The organism is Thioalkalivibrio sp. ALMg13-2 (assembly GCF_000381185.1).
GTDB classification, from domain to species: Bacteria; Pseudomonadota; Gammaproteobacteria; order Ectothiorhodospirales; family Ectothiorhodospiraceae; genus Thioalkalivibrio; species Thioalkalivibrio versutus.
This window is the reverse complement of sequence record NZ_KB906120.1, coordinates 34185-48875: the sequence shown is the minus strand read 5'-3', so window position 1 is coordinate 48875 and position 14691 is coordinate 34185. Positions and strand designations below refer to the sequence as shown.

General features: G+C 60.1%; 12 protein-coding genes. 11 read left to right on the top strand and 1 reads right to left on the bottom strand.

What is annotated here, in order from left to right; translation table 11 throughout:
• The 8 genes from F618_RS0112100 to F618_RS16000 all read left to right on the top strand — a co-directional run.
• Positions 1–723 (top strand): NAD-dependent epimerase/dehydratase family protein (locus tag F618_RS0112100; protein WP_019568710.1); only part of this gene is annotated, 723 nt, incomplete at its 5' end.
• A gap of 255 nt (positions 724–978) precedes the next feature.
• Positions 979–2769 (top strand): ABC transporter ATP-binding protein, encoded by a 1791-nt coding sequence (locus F618_RS0112095; RefSeq protein ID WP_019568709.1) that lies wholly within the window; start codon positions 979–981, stop codon positions 2767–2769.
• 106 nt (positions 2770–2875) lie between these two features.
• The gene (locus F618_RS16005; protein ID WP_155998018.1) at positions 2876–3601 is read left to right on the top strand and encodes an FkbM family methyltransferase; all 726 of its coding nucleotides are present in this window, start codon (positions 2876–2878) and stop codon (positions 3599–3601) included.
• 52 nt (positions 3602–3653) lie between these two features.
• Positions 3654–4403 (top strand): FkbM family methyltransferase, encoded by a 750-nt coding sequence (locus F618_RS15660; RefSeq protein ID WP_155998016.1) that lies wholly within the window; start codon positions 3654–3656, stop codon positions 4401–4403.
• The gene (locus F618_RS15655) at positions 4400–5608 is read left to right on the top strand and encodes a glycosyltransferase (protein ID WP_081620898.1); all 1209 of its coding nucleotides are present in this window, start codon (positions 4400–4402) and stop codon (positions 5606–5608) included. Before F618_RS15660 ends, F618_RS15655 begins: the two co-directional genes overlap by 4 nt.
• A gap of 10 nt (positions 5609–5618) precedes the next feature.
• The gene (locus F618_RS0112090) at positions 5619–6764 is read left to right on the top strand and encodes a glycosyltransferase (protein WP_038071586.1); all 1146 of its coding nucleotides are present in this window, start codon (positions 5619–5621) and stop codon (positions 6762–6764) included.
• Positions 6765–6917: 153 nt separating this feature from the next.
• A complete protein-coding gene (locus tag F618_RS0112085; protein ID WP_019568707.1) occupies positions 6918–8057 on the top strand; it encodes a glycosyltransferase in 1140 nt (379 codons plus the stop codon).
• Positions 8054–9421, top strand: a complete 1368-nt coding sequence (locus F618_RS16000; protein WP_155998014.1) for a hypothetical protein — start codon at positions 8054–8056, stop codon at positions 9419–9421. The genes F618_RS0112085 and F618_RS16000 overlap by 4 nt, the downstream gene beginning before the upstream one ends.
• Before the next feature lie 470 nt (positions 9422–9891).
• Here F618_RS16000 and F618_RS0112080 read toward each other — a convergent pair whose 3' ends face one another.
• Complete coding sequence (locus F618_RS0112080; RefSeq protein WP_019568706.1) at positions 9892–10863, bottom strand: DUF2235 domain-containing protein; 972 nt, start codon at positions 10861–10863, stop codon at positions 9892–9894.
• 132 nt (positions 10864–10995) lie between these two features.
• Here F618_RS0112080 and tviB point away from each other — a divergent pair, with 132 nt between their 5' ends.
• The 3 genes from tviB (at position 10996) to F618_RS0112065 (ending at position 14673) form a co-directional block, all read left to right on the top strand.
• Positions 10996–12273, top strand: coding sequence for a Vi polysaccharide biosynthesis UDP-N-acetylglucosamine C-6 dehydrogenase TviB (tviB, locus tag F618_RS0112075; protein ID WP_019568705.1), 1278 nt, complete (start codon positions 10996–10998; stop codon positions 12271–12273).
• Positions 12274–12496: 223 nt separating this feature from the next.
• Complete coding sequence (locus tag F618_RS0112070) at positions 12497–13627, top strand: glycosyltransferase family 4 protein (RefSeq protein WP_019568704.1); 1131 nt, start codon at positions 12497–12499, stop codon at positions 13625–13627.
• 98 nt (positions 13628–13725) lie between these two features.
• A complete protein-coding gene (locus F618_RS0112065) occupies positions 13726–14673 on the top strand; it encodes an SDR family oxidoreductase (RefSeq protein WP_019568703.1) in 948 nt (315 codons plus the stop codon).
• Positions 14674–14691 lie beyond the last annotated feature (18 nt).

Genomic DNA, 14691 nt, shown 5'->3' with positions numbered 1-14691 from the left:
CCGGCGGCCTATGTCGACACCAACCTGGTCGGTTTCGGCAACATCCTGGAGGGCTGCCGCCATAACGGCGTCGAGCACCTGGTCTATGCCAGCTCGAGCTCGGTCTACGGCGCCAACACCACCATGCCGTTCTCGGTGCACGACAACGTCGATCACCCGCTGAGCCTGTACGCCGCGAGCAAGAAGGCCAACGAGCTGATGGCGCATACCTATAGCCATCTCTACGACCTGCCGGTGACCGGGCTGCGCTTCTTCACCGTCTACGGCCCCTGGGGCCGCCCGGACATGGCGCTGTTCATGTTCACCAAGAAGATCCTGGCGGGCGAGCCGATCGACGTCTTCAACTACGGCCACCACCGGCGCGACTTCACCTATATCGACGACATCGTCGAGGGCGTGATCCGCACTCTGGATCACGTGGCCCCGCGCAACCCCGACTGGAACGGGGCCGAGCCCGACTCGGCCACCAGCGCAGCCCCCTACCGCCTGTACAACATCGGCAACCACGAGCCGGTGGAGCTGATGCGCTACATCGAGGTGCTCGAGGACTGCCTGGGCAAGAAGGCCGAGAAGAACCTCCTGCCGTTGCAGCCGGGGGATGTCCCGGACACCTATGCCGATGTCGAGGCCCTGCGCGAGGACGTGGGCTATGCCCCCGCCACGGCGGTGGAAGACGGCATTGCGCGCTTCGTCGAGTGGTATCGCGAGTACTACCGGATCTGACAACTACCACGTGCCAAACCACCGTCCCCAGAAAACACCCGTCATTGCGAGCGGCTCCGCCGCGCAGTGCTGGCAAGGCTTGTCGTGAAGGCTTCGGCATGTATAGCGCCATCGCACTACCGCGCCGCGCGTTGGATCGCGTATGGTGCGGCGCGCTTTGCGCGCAACGTCGCCGTAGTTGCCTCCGGCTCGCTCAGCCTGTAAGTACCCGTAGCAGCAGACAACGGCCGGCCACAGCAGGAATGCAGTCCTAAAATGTTCAGTACCTATCGCAAAGCTCTGGCCCTGCTCAGCCGCAAGGAAAAACGCCGTGGCGGCCTCGTGCTCGGCATGGTCATCATCATGGCCGTGTTGGAAACCGCCGGCGTTGTCTCGGTCATGCCCTTTCTCAGCGTGCTGGGCAACCCGGAAGTGGTGGAAACCAACCCGGTGCTCAACACCGTGTATGAGGGCTTGGGCTTCACCTCGGTGGATGCCTTCATCCTCGCGCTGGGTGCGGCGGCCTTCGGGCTCATCTTGTTCTCCGCCTTCTTCCGCTCGCTCACGCACTACGCGATGAACCGCTTCATCGAGATGCGACGCCACAGCATCGGCAAGCGGCTGCTGGAGACCTACCTGCGCCAGCCCTACGCCTTCTTCCTCGACCGCCACAGCGGCGACATGGCCAAGAACATCCTTTCGGAGGTTGACCAGCTCGTGCAGCAGGTCTTCCGCCCGGGCATGCAGATGGTTGCCTACAGCGTGGTCATCCTCGCCCTAGGCATCCTGCTGATTGTGGTGGACCCCTGGCTGGCGCTGGGTGTGGCCGTGGTGATCGGCGGCATGTACGCGCTCATCTTCGGGGCGGTGCGCGGCATCCTCGGTCGGGTGGGGCGCGACCGCGCCCGCGCCAACCAGGAGCGCTTCACCGCTGCCAGTGAGGCCCTGGGCGGCATCAAGGACATCAAGCTCCTCGGGCGTGAACACGCCTACCTCTCGCGCTTCGACGGCCCCTCGGCCCGCCAGGCCCGCCACCAGGCCACCAACCAGACGCTTGGCGAGATCCCCAAGTTCGTCATCGAGGCGGTCGGTTTCGGCGGCGTGATCGCGCTAACGCTGGTACTGCTGGCCACCCAGGGCGGCACCGACAGTAACGCCCTGGGTGACATCCTACCCATCCTCGGGCTCTACGTCTTTGCAGGCTACCGCATGCTGCCGGCTGCCCAGCGCATCTACGCCGGGATGGCCAAACTGCGCTTCGGCGCGGCTGCGGTGGACAACGCCTACAACGACCTGCACCAGCGCTCCGCCCTGGCCGAACTGTACAAGGGCGCCCCGCAGCCCCTAGAACCGAAACAGACCATCGTCCTGCAGAACATCCACTACACTTACCCCAACGCCGAGCGCGCGGCCCTGCAAGGGATCAACCTGGAAATCCCCGTGGGCACTTCCGTGGGTATCATCGGCACCTCCGGCGCCGGCAAGACCACCTTGGTCGACGTGCTCCTGGGCCTCCTGCGCCCCACCGAGGGGGCGATCGTGGTGGACGGTGAGCCCATCACCGATGACAACCTGCGCGCCTGGCAGCAGGCGCTGGGCTATGTGCCGCAGGACATCTTCCTGACCGACTCTACCGTGGCCGAAAACATCGCCCTGGGCGTGCCGCACGAGCAAATCGACCACGAACAGGTGGAACGCTGCGCCCGCATGGCCCAGGTGCACGACTTCATCGTCAGCGACATGCAGGAAGGTTACAGCACCGTGGTAGGTGAGCGCGGCGTACGTCTGTCAGGAGGTCAGCGTCAGCGTATAGGGATCGCGCGAGCCCTTTATCACGAACCACCAGTTCTTGTTTTTGATGAAGCGACAAGCGCACTTGACCACGAAACGGAAGCAGCGGTGATGGGTGCTGTTACGTCGCTATCACGCCTCAAGACCATCATCATGATCGCTCACCGACTTTCCACCGTTACAAGTAGCGACCAAATAGTGACTTTGGCGGGCGGGGAAGTTCAAACCGTAGATGGTCACTCAGATTGCGACACCCATAAGGCATTCAGTTCCTAGATAGCAACTGCATGCGATGACTTCAGCGCTTCGCTGACATTTCACTTGGAGAAACGCATCAATTTTACAAGCCACTTTACGAGATGTTCTAATACGAAATCCGCCATTGTTTGACCTCGCCAAGAGGCTCGAACAATTGGTGAGGGCCGTACCAAACGACTCCAAGCTTCTACATCAAATTGCTCAATGCGCCGGCTTCAAGGAAATAGTACAGATTGGCGCAAACTGTGGGATAAGAAATGACCCTGTGAGAGCTTTGGTAGTTAAATATAGGACAAAAACGCTTCTGGTAGAGCCGGACCCAATCGCATTTGAACAATTACAAAAGTCATATGCTTATTTGGTAAAGAGAGGCCTCGATATTAGGTTTGTAAACGCTTATGTGTCGCCCAAAGATATTGATCTCCGATATTATTCGTTATCGCCGAGTGGTCGCAGAAAAGCCTCAAAGAGCAGACAGGTTGATCTGGCCCGGAAGTCCGGAACTGACAAAAATAGACTGCTTGAGTATTTGCGCAGTCTTGGTTATAAAGACGCCGAAGAATTAGTATCCGAACAGTCTATTCAAAATGTTTCATGGCAAGACCTTCTGAGCGGGGATTTGCGTGGTTTGTTGGTCATTGATACAGAGGGGCTTGATTGGAAGTTGTTGTTAGATTTTGACTTAAGCGCACATCATCCATGCGCAGTATATTTCGAAACTGGCCCATCGGATACATGGGATCCAGATGTTATTGACAAGTTTGAGAACGCAGGTTATCACTTCATGCCACTCGATAAGAATGCCCTCTTTGTAGAGGAATCCATGAGGGACCGATTAGCTGAGCAGTGAGGCGTTTTAAGGCTTCTATGATCAAAGTGATGGCATTCAGGGGAGAGGCAGGTTGAAGCGTATTATTAAGAAGTTATTCTCGTCTATTGATCTGGAAATACGAAGGCTCGATAGAGCAGAGCATATTGATATGGCGCCAATTTTTGCTGCGCTCAGGGCAGGCGCACCTCACGCTGCATCTGGGCTTGGCGTGATTCAAGTAGGGGCGAATGATGGTGTAAGCAACGACCCGATATTCGAGGCTGTGCATCGGTTTGCAGATAAGGCGCGGTTGTTGGAGCCTCAGCAGGAGGCTCGTATGGCGCTAGAAAAAAACTATGCGCAATTTCGGGGTGATCTCGAAATAGACTCTAGAGCGGTAAGTAATGAAAAAATATTGAATTTGTATCATATAACTAGCGATAGCCTTTCTAACGATGTTGGAGTGAATTTAAGTGGGGTTACGTCAAGCGATAGAGCCCATGTGGAACGTTATGCGAAAAGGTTCTTAGGCCGAAAGTATCGACCGGAGGTCGTTGAGCGGATTGATGTTGAGTGTGTCCGTCTAGATGAATTGATAGTGCGCCATTTTGAAAAAATGGAAGTCTTTCTTCAGGTGGATTGTGAAGGGGGGGATTGGGACGTTCTGCGAACCTTGGGGGTTGAGCGCCCTATTGCGATAAATTTTGAGATGAAACATCTAGGGCCCTTAGCGACCCATGAGGCATTCGAGTGGCTGAAGACCGAGGGCTACGATTGGTTCCCTCACGGAGGAGATTGCCTAGCCATCAAGGCACCTAGGGCGGCTCGGGACGCGTCATGAGCACACAACTTGAACCGCCGACGGTGCGGTGTCAGCGAATAAAACAACTTGTTGTGATCTCCCACAAGCGCCACGACCGTTTACCCGATGGACGTATTGCAGTTCGTGGTGGGTTTGCAAAAATAACGTCAGAATTTTCCAGGCACGTGAAAACCATGACCCTTTGTGTCCCTGTGGGTGGTCAACCAGAAACATCGGAGGTTTCTAATTATCCGGGGAACATTACCCTTAGCCCCTTGCCCATGTATGGAGGTCACCTTAGCTTCGTTCGCCAGCTCCCATCTATTGTACGTAGATTGTGGCGCGAGATCGGAAGAGCCGACGTTGTGTACGCGATGGCGCCCAACAACATGGGAGTTCTTGGCCTGGTGCTGGCTCGCGTGCGCGGAAAGCCTGTTTTCTTGAGTATTGACACTGATCGAGCCGGAAAGGCACGTTCGGCTGGCGGATTCCGGGGACGCGCAAAGGCATGGCTCGTTGAAAAAACGATTTACACGTTGCTTCGCAGATTGGGTGGTAGTCGGCCAGCTTTTGTGACAGGTGACGATTTTTTAGGGTCTCGTCCCCATTGGCGCCAGTGGATAAAAACGACAGTCACCTCTTCGGAAGTCCCGCCCTACCGGACACCTGAGCCTAGCAAGGTACTCCAAGTGGTTTTTGTAGGACGGCTGAGCCCAGAGAAGAATATTGGATCTTTGATTGAGGCTGCAACGCTTCTGGAGAAAGAAGGTTATCGGATTGCCGTGCAGATTGTTGGCCACGGACCGCAGCGAGACACGCTCGTAAAACTCAAGGAAGAACGCGGGGTCGAGTGCGTGACGTTTTGTGGCGCTGTGCCTAACGCCGAACTCAGGGAAACTCGATTTTTGGGAGCAGACGTTCTAGTGCTGCCATCGAGGGAAGAGCGCCAAGGTAAGGTGTTGCTGGAGGCAATGGCCTGTTCGGTGCCAGTGATTGCCGCCCGCGCAGGTGGCATTCCAAGTGTTGTCACTGATGGCTTTAATGGCTTGCTCTTCAATCCTGACGCACCGGATGAGCTGGTACGCTGCCTTCGTCGTATTGCCGGGGATTCTAATCTTCGAAAGACTTTGACGGAAAATGGTTACCGTTTTGCTCTTGATAATGCTTTGGATAAAAGCGTACGCGACATCATGAATGAGGTCTCTGCTTTTTACAGAATATCATCTCAGGAGAACAGGAGTTAATCAAGTCGCGATGAGCAGTAATAGCCGGCCGATCGCGCTTTTTATCCCCGCCTTGAATGGGGGAGGGGCTCAGCGGGTTGTTGTTAATCTCGCTAACGCCTTGGTCGATTTGACGGGGCGCCCCATCCATGTAGTTCTGGTGCGTGCAGAGGGCGAGTTTTTGGCTGATGTTCGCCCAGAGGTGTGTATTCGAGATCTTGGGAAAAAGCGAACCTTGGCAGCGATTCCGGCCCTCGCAAGTTATTTACGATCCGAGCGTCCCGCTGTCCTGATGGCGCGTATGAATTACGTGAATATTGCTGCGAGCGTTGCATGGATGATTGCCGGCCGCCCCTGTCGGCTGGTGCTTTCGGAGGCCAATGTAGTGCAGGCGCCGGAGGGGTCTTGGTCTCGTCGGGTGAGGCAAGAGATGGTCTTAAAAGTGATGCGCGCAATTTATCCCGCTGCGGACTGTGTAGTCGCGAATTCCGAAGCGACAGCGCAATCTATGTCAGTGAATGGTGTAGCCTCGGAGGGTTCACCCATCGTGATCCACAATCCTGTGCTGGGCTCTGAGGTCGGTCGTCGAGAAGATTCATCGTCTCTTTTTGACGGGTTTAGATCGCACCGCGTGCTAATCTGCGCGATCGGGAGGTTGGCGGAGCAGAAGGGGTTCGATTGCCTGTTGAAGGCATTCTCAAAGCTGCATGACCAAGATGCCGAGCTGGTGATCCTTGGGGAAGGGCCCCTCCGTGGCAAATTACAGGAGCAAGCGAGACAGCTTGGTGTAAGCGAGCGAGTTCATTTGCCAGGATTCGTCGGCGACCCCATGCATGTGTTGGAGCGCTCGTCACTTTTTGTTCTGTCTTCGCGATGGGAGGGGTTCGGGAATGTGTTGGTGGAGGCGCTGGCGAGTGGGGTGCCGGTTGTCTCTACGGATTGCCCGGGAGCCCCGCGCGCTCTGCTTCGCGATGGGGCTTTGGGGCATTTGGTGCCAGTGGATGAGCCAGACGCGCTAGCCCAAGCCATTACCGAAGCGCTCCATTCTCCGCGGGGTACGCGCGAAGCTCGGCAGGACCGGGCGCGCGATTTCTCGGCACCGGAAATTGCGCGGCAGTATCTGGAAGAAGCGTTCGGACTCGAAGCGCCCGCGCGACCGCCGTCTCAGGAGTCCTGAGGCGTGGCTACGTGCTTGAATACGAGAAACCACCAAACTCCGGTGCCGGTGGTATCCGGTGGTTTGGTTGCCGCCGACAGGCGTTCAGGGCGGGCGCTCCTGACACTCGGGTTTGCATCGGGCGGCAGATTGTGAATGTAGATCAGTGAGCGGATGAAGGTCCTCCATATCATTACGGGGCTGAGCCAGGGCGGTGCCGAGCGTCAGTTGGCGAACCTGGCGTCCGTGTTTCCGGGCGAGTCCGCCGTTTTTTCACTCAAGGAACCGGGGGTGATGGCGGAAGAAATACGGAAGACAGGTGTTCCGATTTATACCGGCGGCGTCCGGCGAAGCGTTTCTCCCGTTTGGATACCGAAGCTGCGAAAGGTCATACGAGAACTCCGTCCCGACGTGGTGATGGGGTGGATGTATCACGGCAACTTGGCCGCGTCGCTCACGCGGCGGCTGGGTCACCGGGGGCCGATCCTCTGGAACGTGCGCCATTCGGTGCACGAAATACGACGCGAGAAGGCGAGCACGCGCTGGGTGATCCGGGCTGGCGCATGGTGCGCACAGTCCCCGGCACGCATCGTCTACAACAGTGCGACCGCTGCCGAGCAACACGAGCGCCTCGGCTATCCGGCGCACAAGCGGGTTGTATTGCCCAATGGCTTTGACCTGGACCGCTTCAAGCCCGACCCGAGTGCGCGGAGCGCCCGGCGAGCGGAGCTGGGAGTTCCATCCGACCGGTTCCTGCTGGGTGTGGTGGCGCGTGCCCATCCGATGAAGAACCATCTTGGATGGCTGAAAGCATTCCGTATGCTGGTGGACGCTGGGTTGCCCGTGCACTGTGTGATGGTCGGCACCGGGGTTGCGGAGCCCGATGGCCCGCTGGCTACTACCGTTCGTGAGGCCGGACTGGAATCGGCCGTGACGCTTCTTCCGCCGACCGATTCTCCCGAAACGCTCTACCCGGCCCTGGATCTTCTGGTGATGCCGTCGCTTTGGGGTGAAGGGTTTCCGAACGTGGTGGGGGAAGCGATGGGCTGCGGCGTACCGTCACTGGTAACCAATGTCGGCGATTCTGTGCCCCTGGTTGAGAGTACGGGGTTTGTAGTTCCTGAGGGCACGCCAGGGGTTCTCGCAGCCGCTGTGCGTAAAGTGATGGGTATGAGCGCCGGGCAGCTGGGCGATCTCGGAAACCGTGCCCGTAATCGGATGGTTCAGTGTTTTGCGCTGGACTGTGTGGCTCATGAATACCAGGATCTAATCAGGAACGTGTTGGCAGGAACAGTGGATAGAAGAGCCTTATGACCATGCACTTGCCAAAATTGCGCGTTGGCGCCGGAGTTAGCGCCACCCGAGCGACTATCGTCCTTGGGTGGGCAAGTCTTTTCGCTTTTGTGACAGCTCCGCCTACGGACTTTTTCGGGATAGTTCCCGCTCTCGGCTGGGGTGACCTCCTATGGGCCGTGATGCTGCCCTTCTTTCTATATTTATCTGCTGTGAGAGGGATTCGGCGCCCGCATGATGCGCCGCTGGTTATTGCTGGTCTCGCGTATCTTGGCTTGATTATTGTTTTTCCTCTTCTGGGTCTTTTGTTTTTTCCTGCGGCGCCTCTTTCTTGGGTATTTGGCGACTACCGATGGATGCAGTTAATGGTCGTCGTGGCGGCCTTTTGGGTTGCTTATCGAGGTGTTGATCTTCAGAGTTTCGAGCGCCATTTTATTGCCTTCCTTGTTCTTCTTATCCTATTGCAATGGGTTGGTTTGTTTTCTCAGGTCGGGGTCCAAGTGTTTGGCATGCGGCCTACTAAAATCCTGGAGATCTGGTATCCGGGTGGCGGAGATGCGTATGGTCTTTATGGTCACCACATTGGACGTTATGCGTCATTGCTAAATTATGCTGGGACTTTTGCGTTTCTTGGTGGGGTTGCATTCTTTGTCGGGCTTCTTCGGGGTATACACTGCAGTTGGGTTAATCTATTTATTTTTTTATCGGGCGTTGTTTTTATTGTTGCGGCTGGCACGAGGGTAATGATGTTCGGTGCGCCGGTCGTGGCCCTGGTTTTGTTGTTTTTAATGGCTGCTTCAAGAGGCGTGATCGGTCGTCGTGCGTTGTTTTCTGCGTTGTTGATTGTCGGATTGTCGCCGTTTTTGGTCTATGTTTTGTACTATTTTAATATTGGGCGCATTGCTTCGAGTGGACGTATTCAAAGTGTATGGGAGTGGGTGAGTGGGCAAACGACGTTAGACGATATTGCAGGCCGTGGAGGGGAACGTTGGACAAGGCCTATCGAAGAAGCTCAGTCCGAGTGGTCCGCGATCGGGACGTTAGTAAATCCTGCTCATGCGCTAGATCACCTTCCAGCATTTGATAGCTACTGGGTATTCATGGTAGCCCAAGCGGGTCCTTTCCTAGTCCCAGTGTTTTTGGCGCTTATGGCTCTATTGGTGATTAGGGGGTGGGGCCTGCTGCGGTCGGGCTCGTTTGCAGGGGCGTTGTCTGTGTCGGTTTCAATTGCAATTCTATTGTCTTCGTTAACGCAGAACACTATGACCGGGATGCCCGCCAGGGTCTTTTTATTGATTGCGATTCTAGTGTTGCTGTTGACTAGTGCTGTCGGTCGGGGTCAAAGGTTAAAATGGCTCTCAGCTGGATATGGACATGATCGGTAAGAAGATGGCCCTTCAAGAGCCCCAAGAGACCGGAATGGTAGCCAGGCCGCCAGTGCACGGGCGCGTAGCGGCGCTGCGCGCGGGCTGACGCTACGCCGGATTTGGTTGAAGCGGAGTTGGCCGCGCCGGCCAGCGGTGGGTGACGTAGGATGCGGCAGAGGTTTCGCAGGTGCGGGCGGCTATTTTGGGACCGAGAGCTGGGGTGCGGAATACGCGGTTGTAATCAGGAGCATACAGAAGGCGGCGAATTAACCCGGGGTATGGCGAGCACAGGCTGAGCTTTTGGCGTGAAGGTGAGCTCGGGCTCAAACGGGGATGATCCTTGGCGGGCATGGTTGGAGCGCTGGCCTCCGGGCGATGGAGATTGCCGTGGGGATCGGCCAAGGGCTGGCCTCCCACCGGTTTGCGGCCAAGGCCGCTCCTGCGGGGGTAGGTCACCGTGGGAGGTAGGTAGCGCGCTGCGCCACGGCTCACCGGGCGAAGAGTTCCGGCCGGTAGCCGAGGGTTTGGTGGCGTGCTTTGGCGGAGGTGTGTAGGGCCTCGGGCGGTACTGCGCGCGGGCGGTCGCCGAGGTGCAGCCAACGCAGGGCGCGGCCGGTCCAGGTGTTCCAGGGTTCGTGGATGGGGCCGGTGGGGTCGGTGGGGTCGGGTGCGGTGGCCGGTTCGTGGTCCTCGATGATCTGCAGGCCGGCGTGTTCGGCGCGTTGCAGCATCCATTGCAGGGCGATTTCGGCGAGCTGGCGTTTGGGGTAGCCGCCGCCGACGTCGGCATGGGCACTGGGGAACCAGAGTTGTTCGAGGGTCTGGTGGGGTTCGGCGCGGGTTGCGTCCCACAGCAGGGGCTCGAACTTGGGTCGGCGTTCGTCGATAGCCAGGGCGTGGCAGGCGTGGGTGATTTGGGGGCTGAGTTTGGTGTCGAAGAAGCGGCGGTTGCGGTAGAGGTAGCCGAGCGAGCCGACGGTGTCCCAGGCGCCGATGAAGTGCACCGGGCAGGGGCGGGTGTGGCGGCTGCGGAAGGCGGCGGCTTCTTGCGGGTTGTTCTGCCGGGTGTAGAGGCGGGTAGCCTGGGGGACGCGGTCTTCCCGCCCGGGGTGGAGCAGGCCGCATTGTTCCAGGATGCCGGAGAGGGCGCGCACGGCGTAGGCGCCGCGGGAGAAGCCGAACAGGAATACGCGGTCGCCCTCGTGGTAGTACTGCATGAGGAAGCGGTAGCCGTTTTCGATGTTGGCGGTGAGGCCGTGGCCGAACAGCTTGCCCACGGTGGTGCCGATGCGGTTGTCGCGCGGCAGGCCGAACGGGGAGAAGGTGCCGACGCCGGGTTCGTAGGGGATGATCTGGTGGTTGTGGGTGGGGATACGCCGCAGCAGGTGGACGACGTTGGTGTTGACGGTGCCCTTCTGGTTGCCGGTGCCGTCGCAGCAGAAGACGATGTTCCGTTCCATGGAATATCCTCGCAAGTCATGTTGCCTTGTGGGGCATTGTAGCGGGGGTTCGCGTGCCAGCACCCTCCTGCGCGGGCAGGGCAACATGGTGGAGCGTGCTTGCACGCGAACTGAACGACTCAAGGGATGTAGATGAAGAACCACACGGAAGCGCGGATAGCGGTGATCGGGTTGGGGTATGTTGGGTTGCCGCTGGCGGTGGCGTTCGGTTTGAAGCGGCCGGTGGTCGGGTTCGACGTGAACGCCGGGCGGGTGGCGGCGCTGCGGGCGGGGCATGACGATACCCTGGAGGTGCCGGATGATGAACTCGCCGCCGCGGAGCAGCTGCGGGTAACGGACGATGCCGCCGAACTGGCGGATTGCAATGTGTTCATCGTGACGGTGCCCACCCCCATTGATGCCCACCGGCGGCCGGACCTGCGTCCGCTGCTGGCGGCCAGCGAGACGGTGGGTCATGCGATTTCGCCTGGGGATGTGGTGATCTACGAGTCCACGGTGTATCCGGGGGCGACGGAGGAGGACTGCATTCCGGTGGTGGAGCGTGTCTCGGGGCTCACGTACAACCGGGATTTCTTCGCCGGCTACAGCCCGGAGCGGGTGAACCCGGGGGATCGGGAGCATCGCGTGACGACCATCCGCAAGGTGACCTCCGGCTCCACGCCGGAGGTTGCCGAGTTCGTGGACGCGCTGTATGGGGAGGTCATCACGGCGGGCACGCACAAGGCGAGCAGCATCCGCGTGGCCGAGGCGGCCAAGGTGATCGAGAACACCCAGCGGGATGTGAACATCGCACTGATCAACGAGCTGGCGATGTTGTTCAACCGCCTGGGGATCGACACCCAGGAGGTGCTGGAGGCGGCCGGTTCCAAGTGGAACTTCCTGCCGTTCCGGCCCGGGCTGGTGGGTGGCCACTGCATCGGGGTGGATCCGTACTACCTGACGCACAAGGCGCAGGAGATCGGGCATCACCCGGAGATCATCCTGGCCGGGCGGCGGTTGAACGACGGCATGGGCGTCTATGTGGCCAGCCAGCTGGTGAAGGCCATGCTGCGCAAGGGCGCGCGCGTGCAGGGTGCGCGGGTGCTGGTGATGGGCCTGACGTTCAAGGAGAACACCCCGGACCTGCGTAACAGCCGGGCGGTGGATGTGGTGCGCGAGCTGGAGAGCTACGGGCTGGATGTGGATGCGTATGACCCCTGGGTGAACGCGGCTGAGGCCGAGCACGAGATGGGCATCACGCCGGTGGAACAGCCGGAAGCGGGCGCCTACGACGCGGTGGTGATTGCCGTGGCCCACCGCGAGTTCGCCGAACTGGGCGCGCAGAGAATGCGCGCCTTCGGCCGCGATCCGCATGTGCTGTACGACCTGAAATACCTGCTGCCGCGGGGCGAGGCGGATTTGCGGTTGTAGCGGTTGGGGTTGTGGGTGCGCGGGGGTAGTGGATGGAGATCGCCGCGGCCCCTTCGGGGCCTCGCGATGATGGGGAAGTGGCCGCGGCGCGGCCAACTTGCGGATCTGCCGCCGCTGATTGCTCAGGGGGTTGAGATCCTGCAGGTTGATCCAGACCCTTGGTCGTGTCGGGCCGTCATAAATATTTTGCAGTCGCGCAAGGCGGCGGAGAGTTGGCACTGGCATGGCCCGGCTGCTGTTCGTGGTGAATGATCCGGCTTTTTTTGTCTCGCATCGCCTGTCGATTGCGCTAGAGGCGTGCCGTCGTGGCTGGGATGTGCATGTGGCCGGGGCGGGCGACGCACCGCGCGAGGTGCTGGAAGCGGGCATGGCCTTTCATGCCGTGAACCTCTCGCGCAGCGGCATGAACCCCTTTGCCGAGTTGAGGGCGATCTGGGGGCTGGTTCGGCTGTTCCGTAAGGTGCGGCCGGACCTGGTGCATCTGATCACGATCAAGCCCTATCTGTATGGGGGGATCGCAGCGCGGGTGGCTCGTGTGCCCGCGGTCGTTTCGGCGGTAGCGGGCATGGGGGCGGTGTTTATCCGCCAGGACCTGCGGGCGCGGGTGCTGCGCGGGGCCCTTTATCCGCTCTACCGTCTGGCATTCGGGCACCCTCGGCAGCGGGCTATCTTCCAGAATCCCGATGACCGTTCCATCCTGGAACGCTGGGGGGTGATCCAGGGTGAGAAGGCGCGCTCAATTCGCGGATCGGGTGTCGATCTGTCTCGGTATCCAGCGCGATCGGAGGGCTCGGGTGCGCCGATTGTGGCGTTTGCTGCGCGCCTGTTGCGGGACAAGGGGATCGTCGAGCTGATCGGCGCTGCACGGCTTCTTAAGGAGCGAGGCGTCGAGGTGCGGGTCTGGGTGATTGGCAACGCCGATCCGGGAAACCCGGCAACGGTGACCGAGCAGGAGCTGGACGCCTGGCGGGATGAAGGCATTGTGGAACTGCTGGGCTACCGGACAGATATCCCGGACCTCTTCGGACAGGCGCACATTGTGTGCCTGCCTTCCTACCGTGAAGGGTTGCCCAAGACGCTGGTGGAGGCCGCCGCGGCGGGGCGTGCGGTGGTGACCACCGATGTCCCCGGCTGCCGCGATGCGATAGAACCCGGCGAGAGTGGCGTGCTGGTACCGGTGCGCGATGCGGAGGCCCTGGCAGACGCGTTGCAGCGGTTGATCGAGAATCCGGAAGAACGCCGCGCCATGGGACGGGCTGGGCGCGAGCTCGCGGAGCGCGAGTTTGCGATCGAAAAGATTGTGGACGCGCATATGTCGATTTACGACGAGCTGTTGGACGGAGTGGAGCGGTAGCGGATGGCGCTGTTGCGGGAGTTAAGTTTGGAAGGCTATTCAGTTCTGCAAGCCATCGGCCAGGAGGCTGGCCTCCGGCGGGGTCGAGGGGGGTGTTGATGCGGGTTCTGGTGACGGGAGCGACGGGGTTTGTTGGGTCGGCGCTGGTGGAACGACTTGATGCCGACGGTGTGGTCGTTCGTGGTGCGGTGCGGCGTGAGGTGCCGGCTTCGGGTTCGTTCGAGCCGGTGATGGTGGGCGTGATCGACGGCGAGACGGAGTGGGCGGATGCCGTGGCCGGGGTGGACACGGTGGTGCACCTGGCAGCGCGTGTGCACGTGATGGATGAGCCGGAGGCCGATCCGCTGGAGGCGTTCCGGGGGGTGAATGTGGAAGGCACGCTGCGGCTGGCGCGCCAGGCGGCGGAGGCCGGGGTGCGCCGGTTTGTGTTTGTCAGCTCGGTGAAGGTGAACGGGGAGGAGACGCTGGCGGGACAACCGTTCCGCGAAGCGGATGCGCCGGCGCCGGAGGACCCTTATGGCGTGTCCAAGCGTGAGGCAGAGGATGGGCTGCGGGCGCTGAGTGGGGAGACGGGGTTGGAGATGGTGATCATTCGGCCGCCGCTGGTGTACGGGCCGGGTGTGGGTGCGAATTTCGGCAGTCTGCTGGGCTGGGTGCACAAGGGTGTGCCGTTGCCGCTGGGTGCGGTGACGCAGAACCGGCGCTCGTTGGTGGCGCTGGATAACCTGGTGGATCTGATTGTGACGTGTCTGGACCATCCGGCGGCGGTTGGGGAGACCTTCCTGGTGGCGGATGGGGAGGATGTGTCCACGGCCGGGTTGTTGCGCAAGGTGGGGGATGCGCTGGAGCGGCCGGCGCGGTTGGTGCCGGTGTCGGTTTGGATGTTGCGGGCCGGGGCAGCGGCGCTGGGCAAGGGGGAGATGGCGCGGCGGTTGTTGGGGTCGTTGCAGGTGGATGCTTCGAAGGCGCGGGAGGTGCTGGGGTGGGTGCCGCCGGTTTCGCTGGATGAGGGGTTGCGGCGGGCTGTTGGGCCGTTGCGGCGGTAGCGTTGGTGGTTTTCTGGT

Bases quoted from the DNA above. Each gene is read 5' to 3' on its own strand.
- F618_RS0112095 (WP_019568709.1), top strand. From the start codon at position 979: ATGTTCAGTACCTATCGCAAAGCTCTGGCCCTGCTCAGCCGCAAGGAA.
- tviB (WP_019568705.1), top strand. From the start codon at position 10,996: ATGAAGAACCACACGGAAGCGCGGATAGCGGTGATCGGGTTGGGGTAT.
- F618_RS16000 (WP_155998014.1), top strand. From the start codon at position 8,054: ATGACCATGCACTTGCCAAAATTGCGCGTTGGCGCCGGAGTTAGCGCC.
- F618_RS0112090 (WP_038071586.1), top strand. From the start codon at position 5,619: ATGAGCAGTAATAGCCGGCCGATCGCGCTTTTTATCCCCGCCTTGAAT.
- F618_RS0112080 (WP_019568706.1), bottom strand. From the start codon at position 10,863: ATGGAACGGAACATCGTCTTCTGCTGCGACGGCACCGGCAACCAGAAG.
- F618_RS15655 (WP_081620898.1), top strand. From the start codon at position 4,400: ATGAGCACACAACTTGAACCGCCGACGGTGCGGTGTCAGCGAATAAAA.
- F618_RS0112070 (WP_019568704.1), top strand. From the start codon at position 12,497: ATGGCCCGGCTGCTGTTCGTGGTGAATGATCCGGCTTTTTTTGTCTCG.
- F618_RS0112065 (WP_019568703.1), top strand. From the start codon at position 13,726: ATGCGGGTTCTGGTGACGGGAGCGACGGGGTTTGTTGGGTCGGCGCTG.
- F618_RS0112085 (WP_019568707.1), top strand. From the start codon at position 6,918: ATGAAGGTCCTCCATATCATTACGGGGCTGAGCCAGGGCGGTGCCGAG.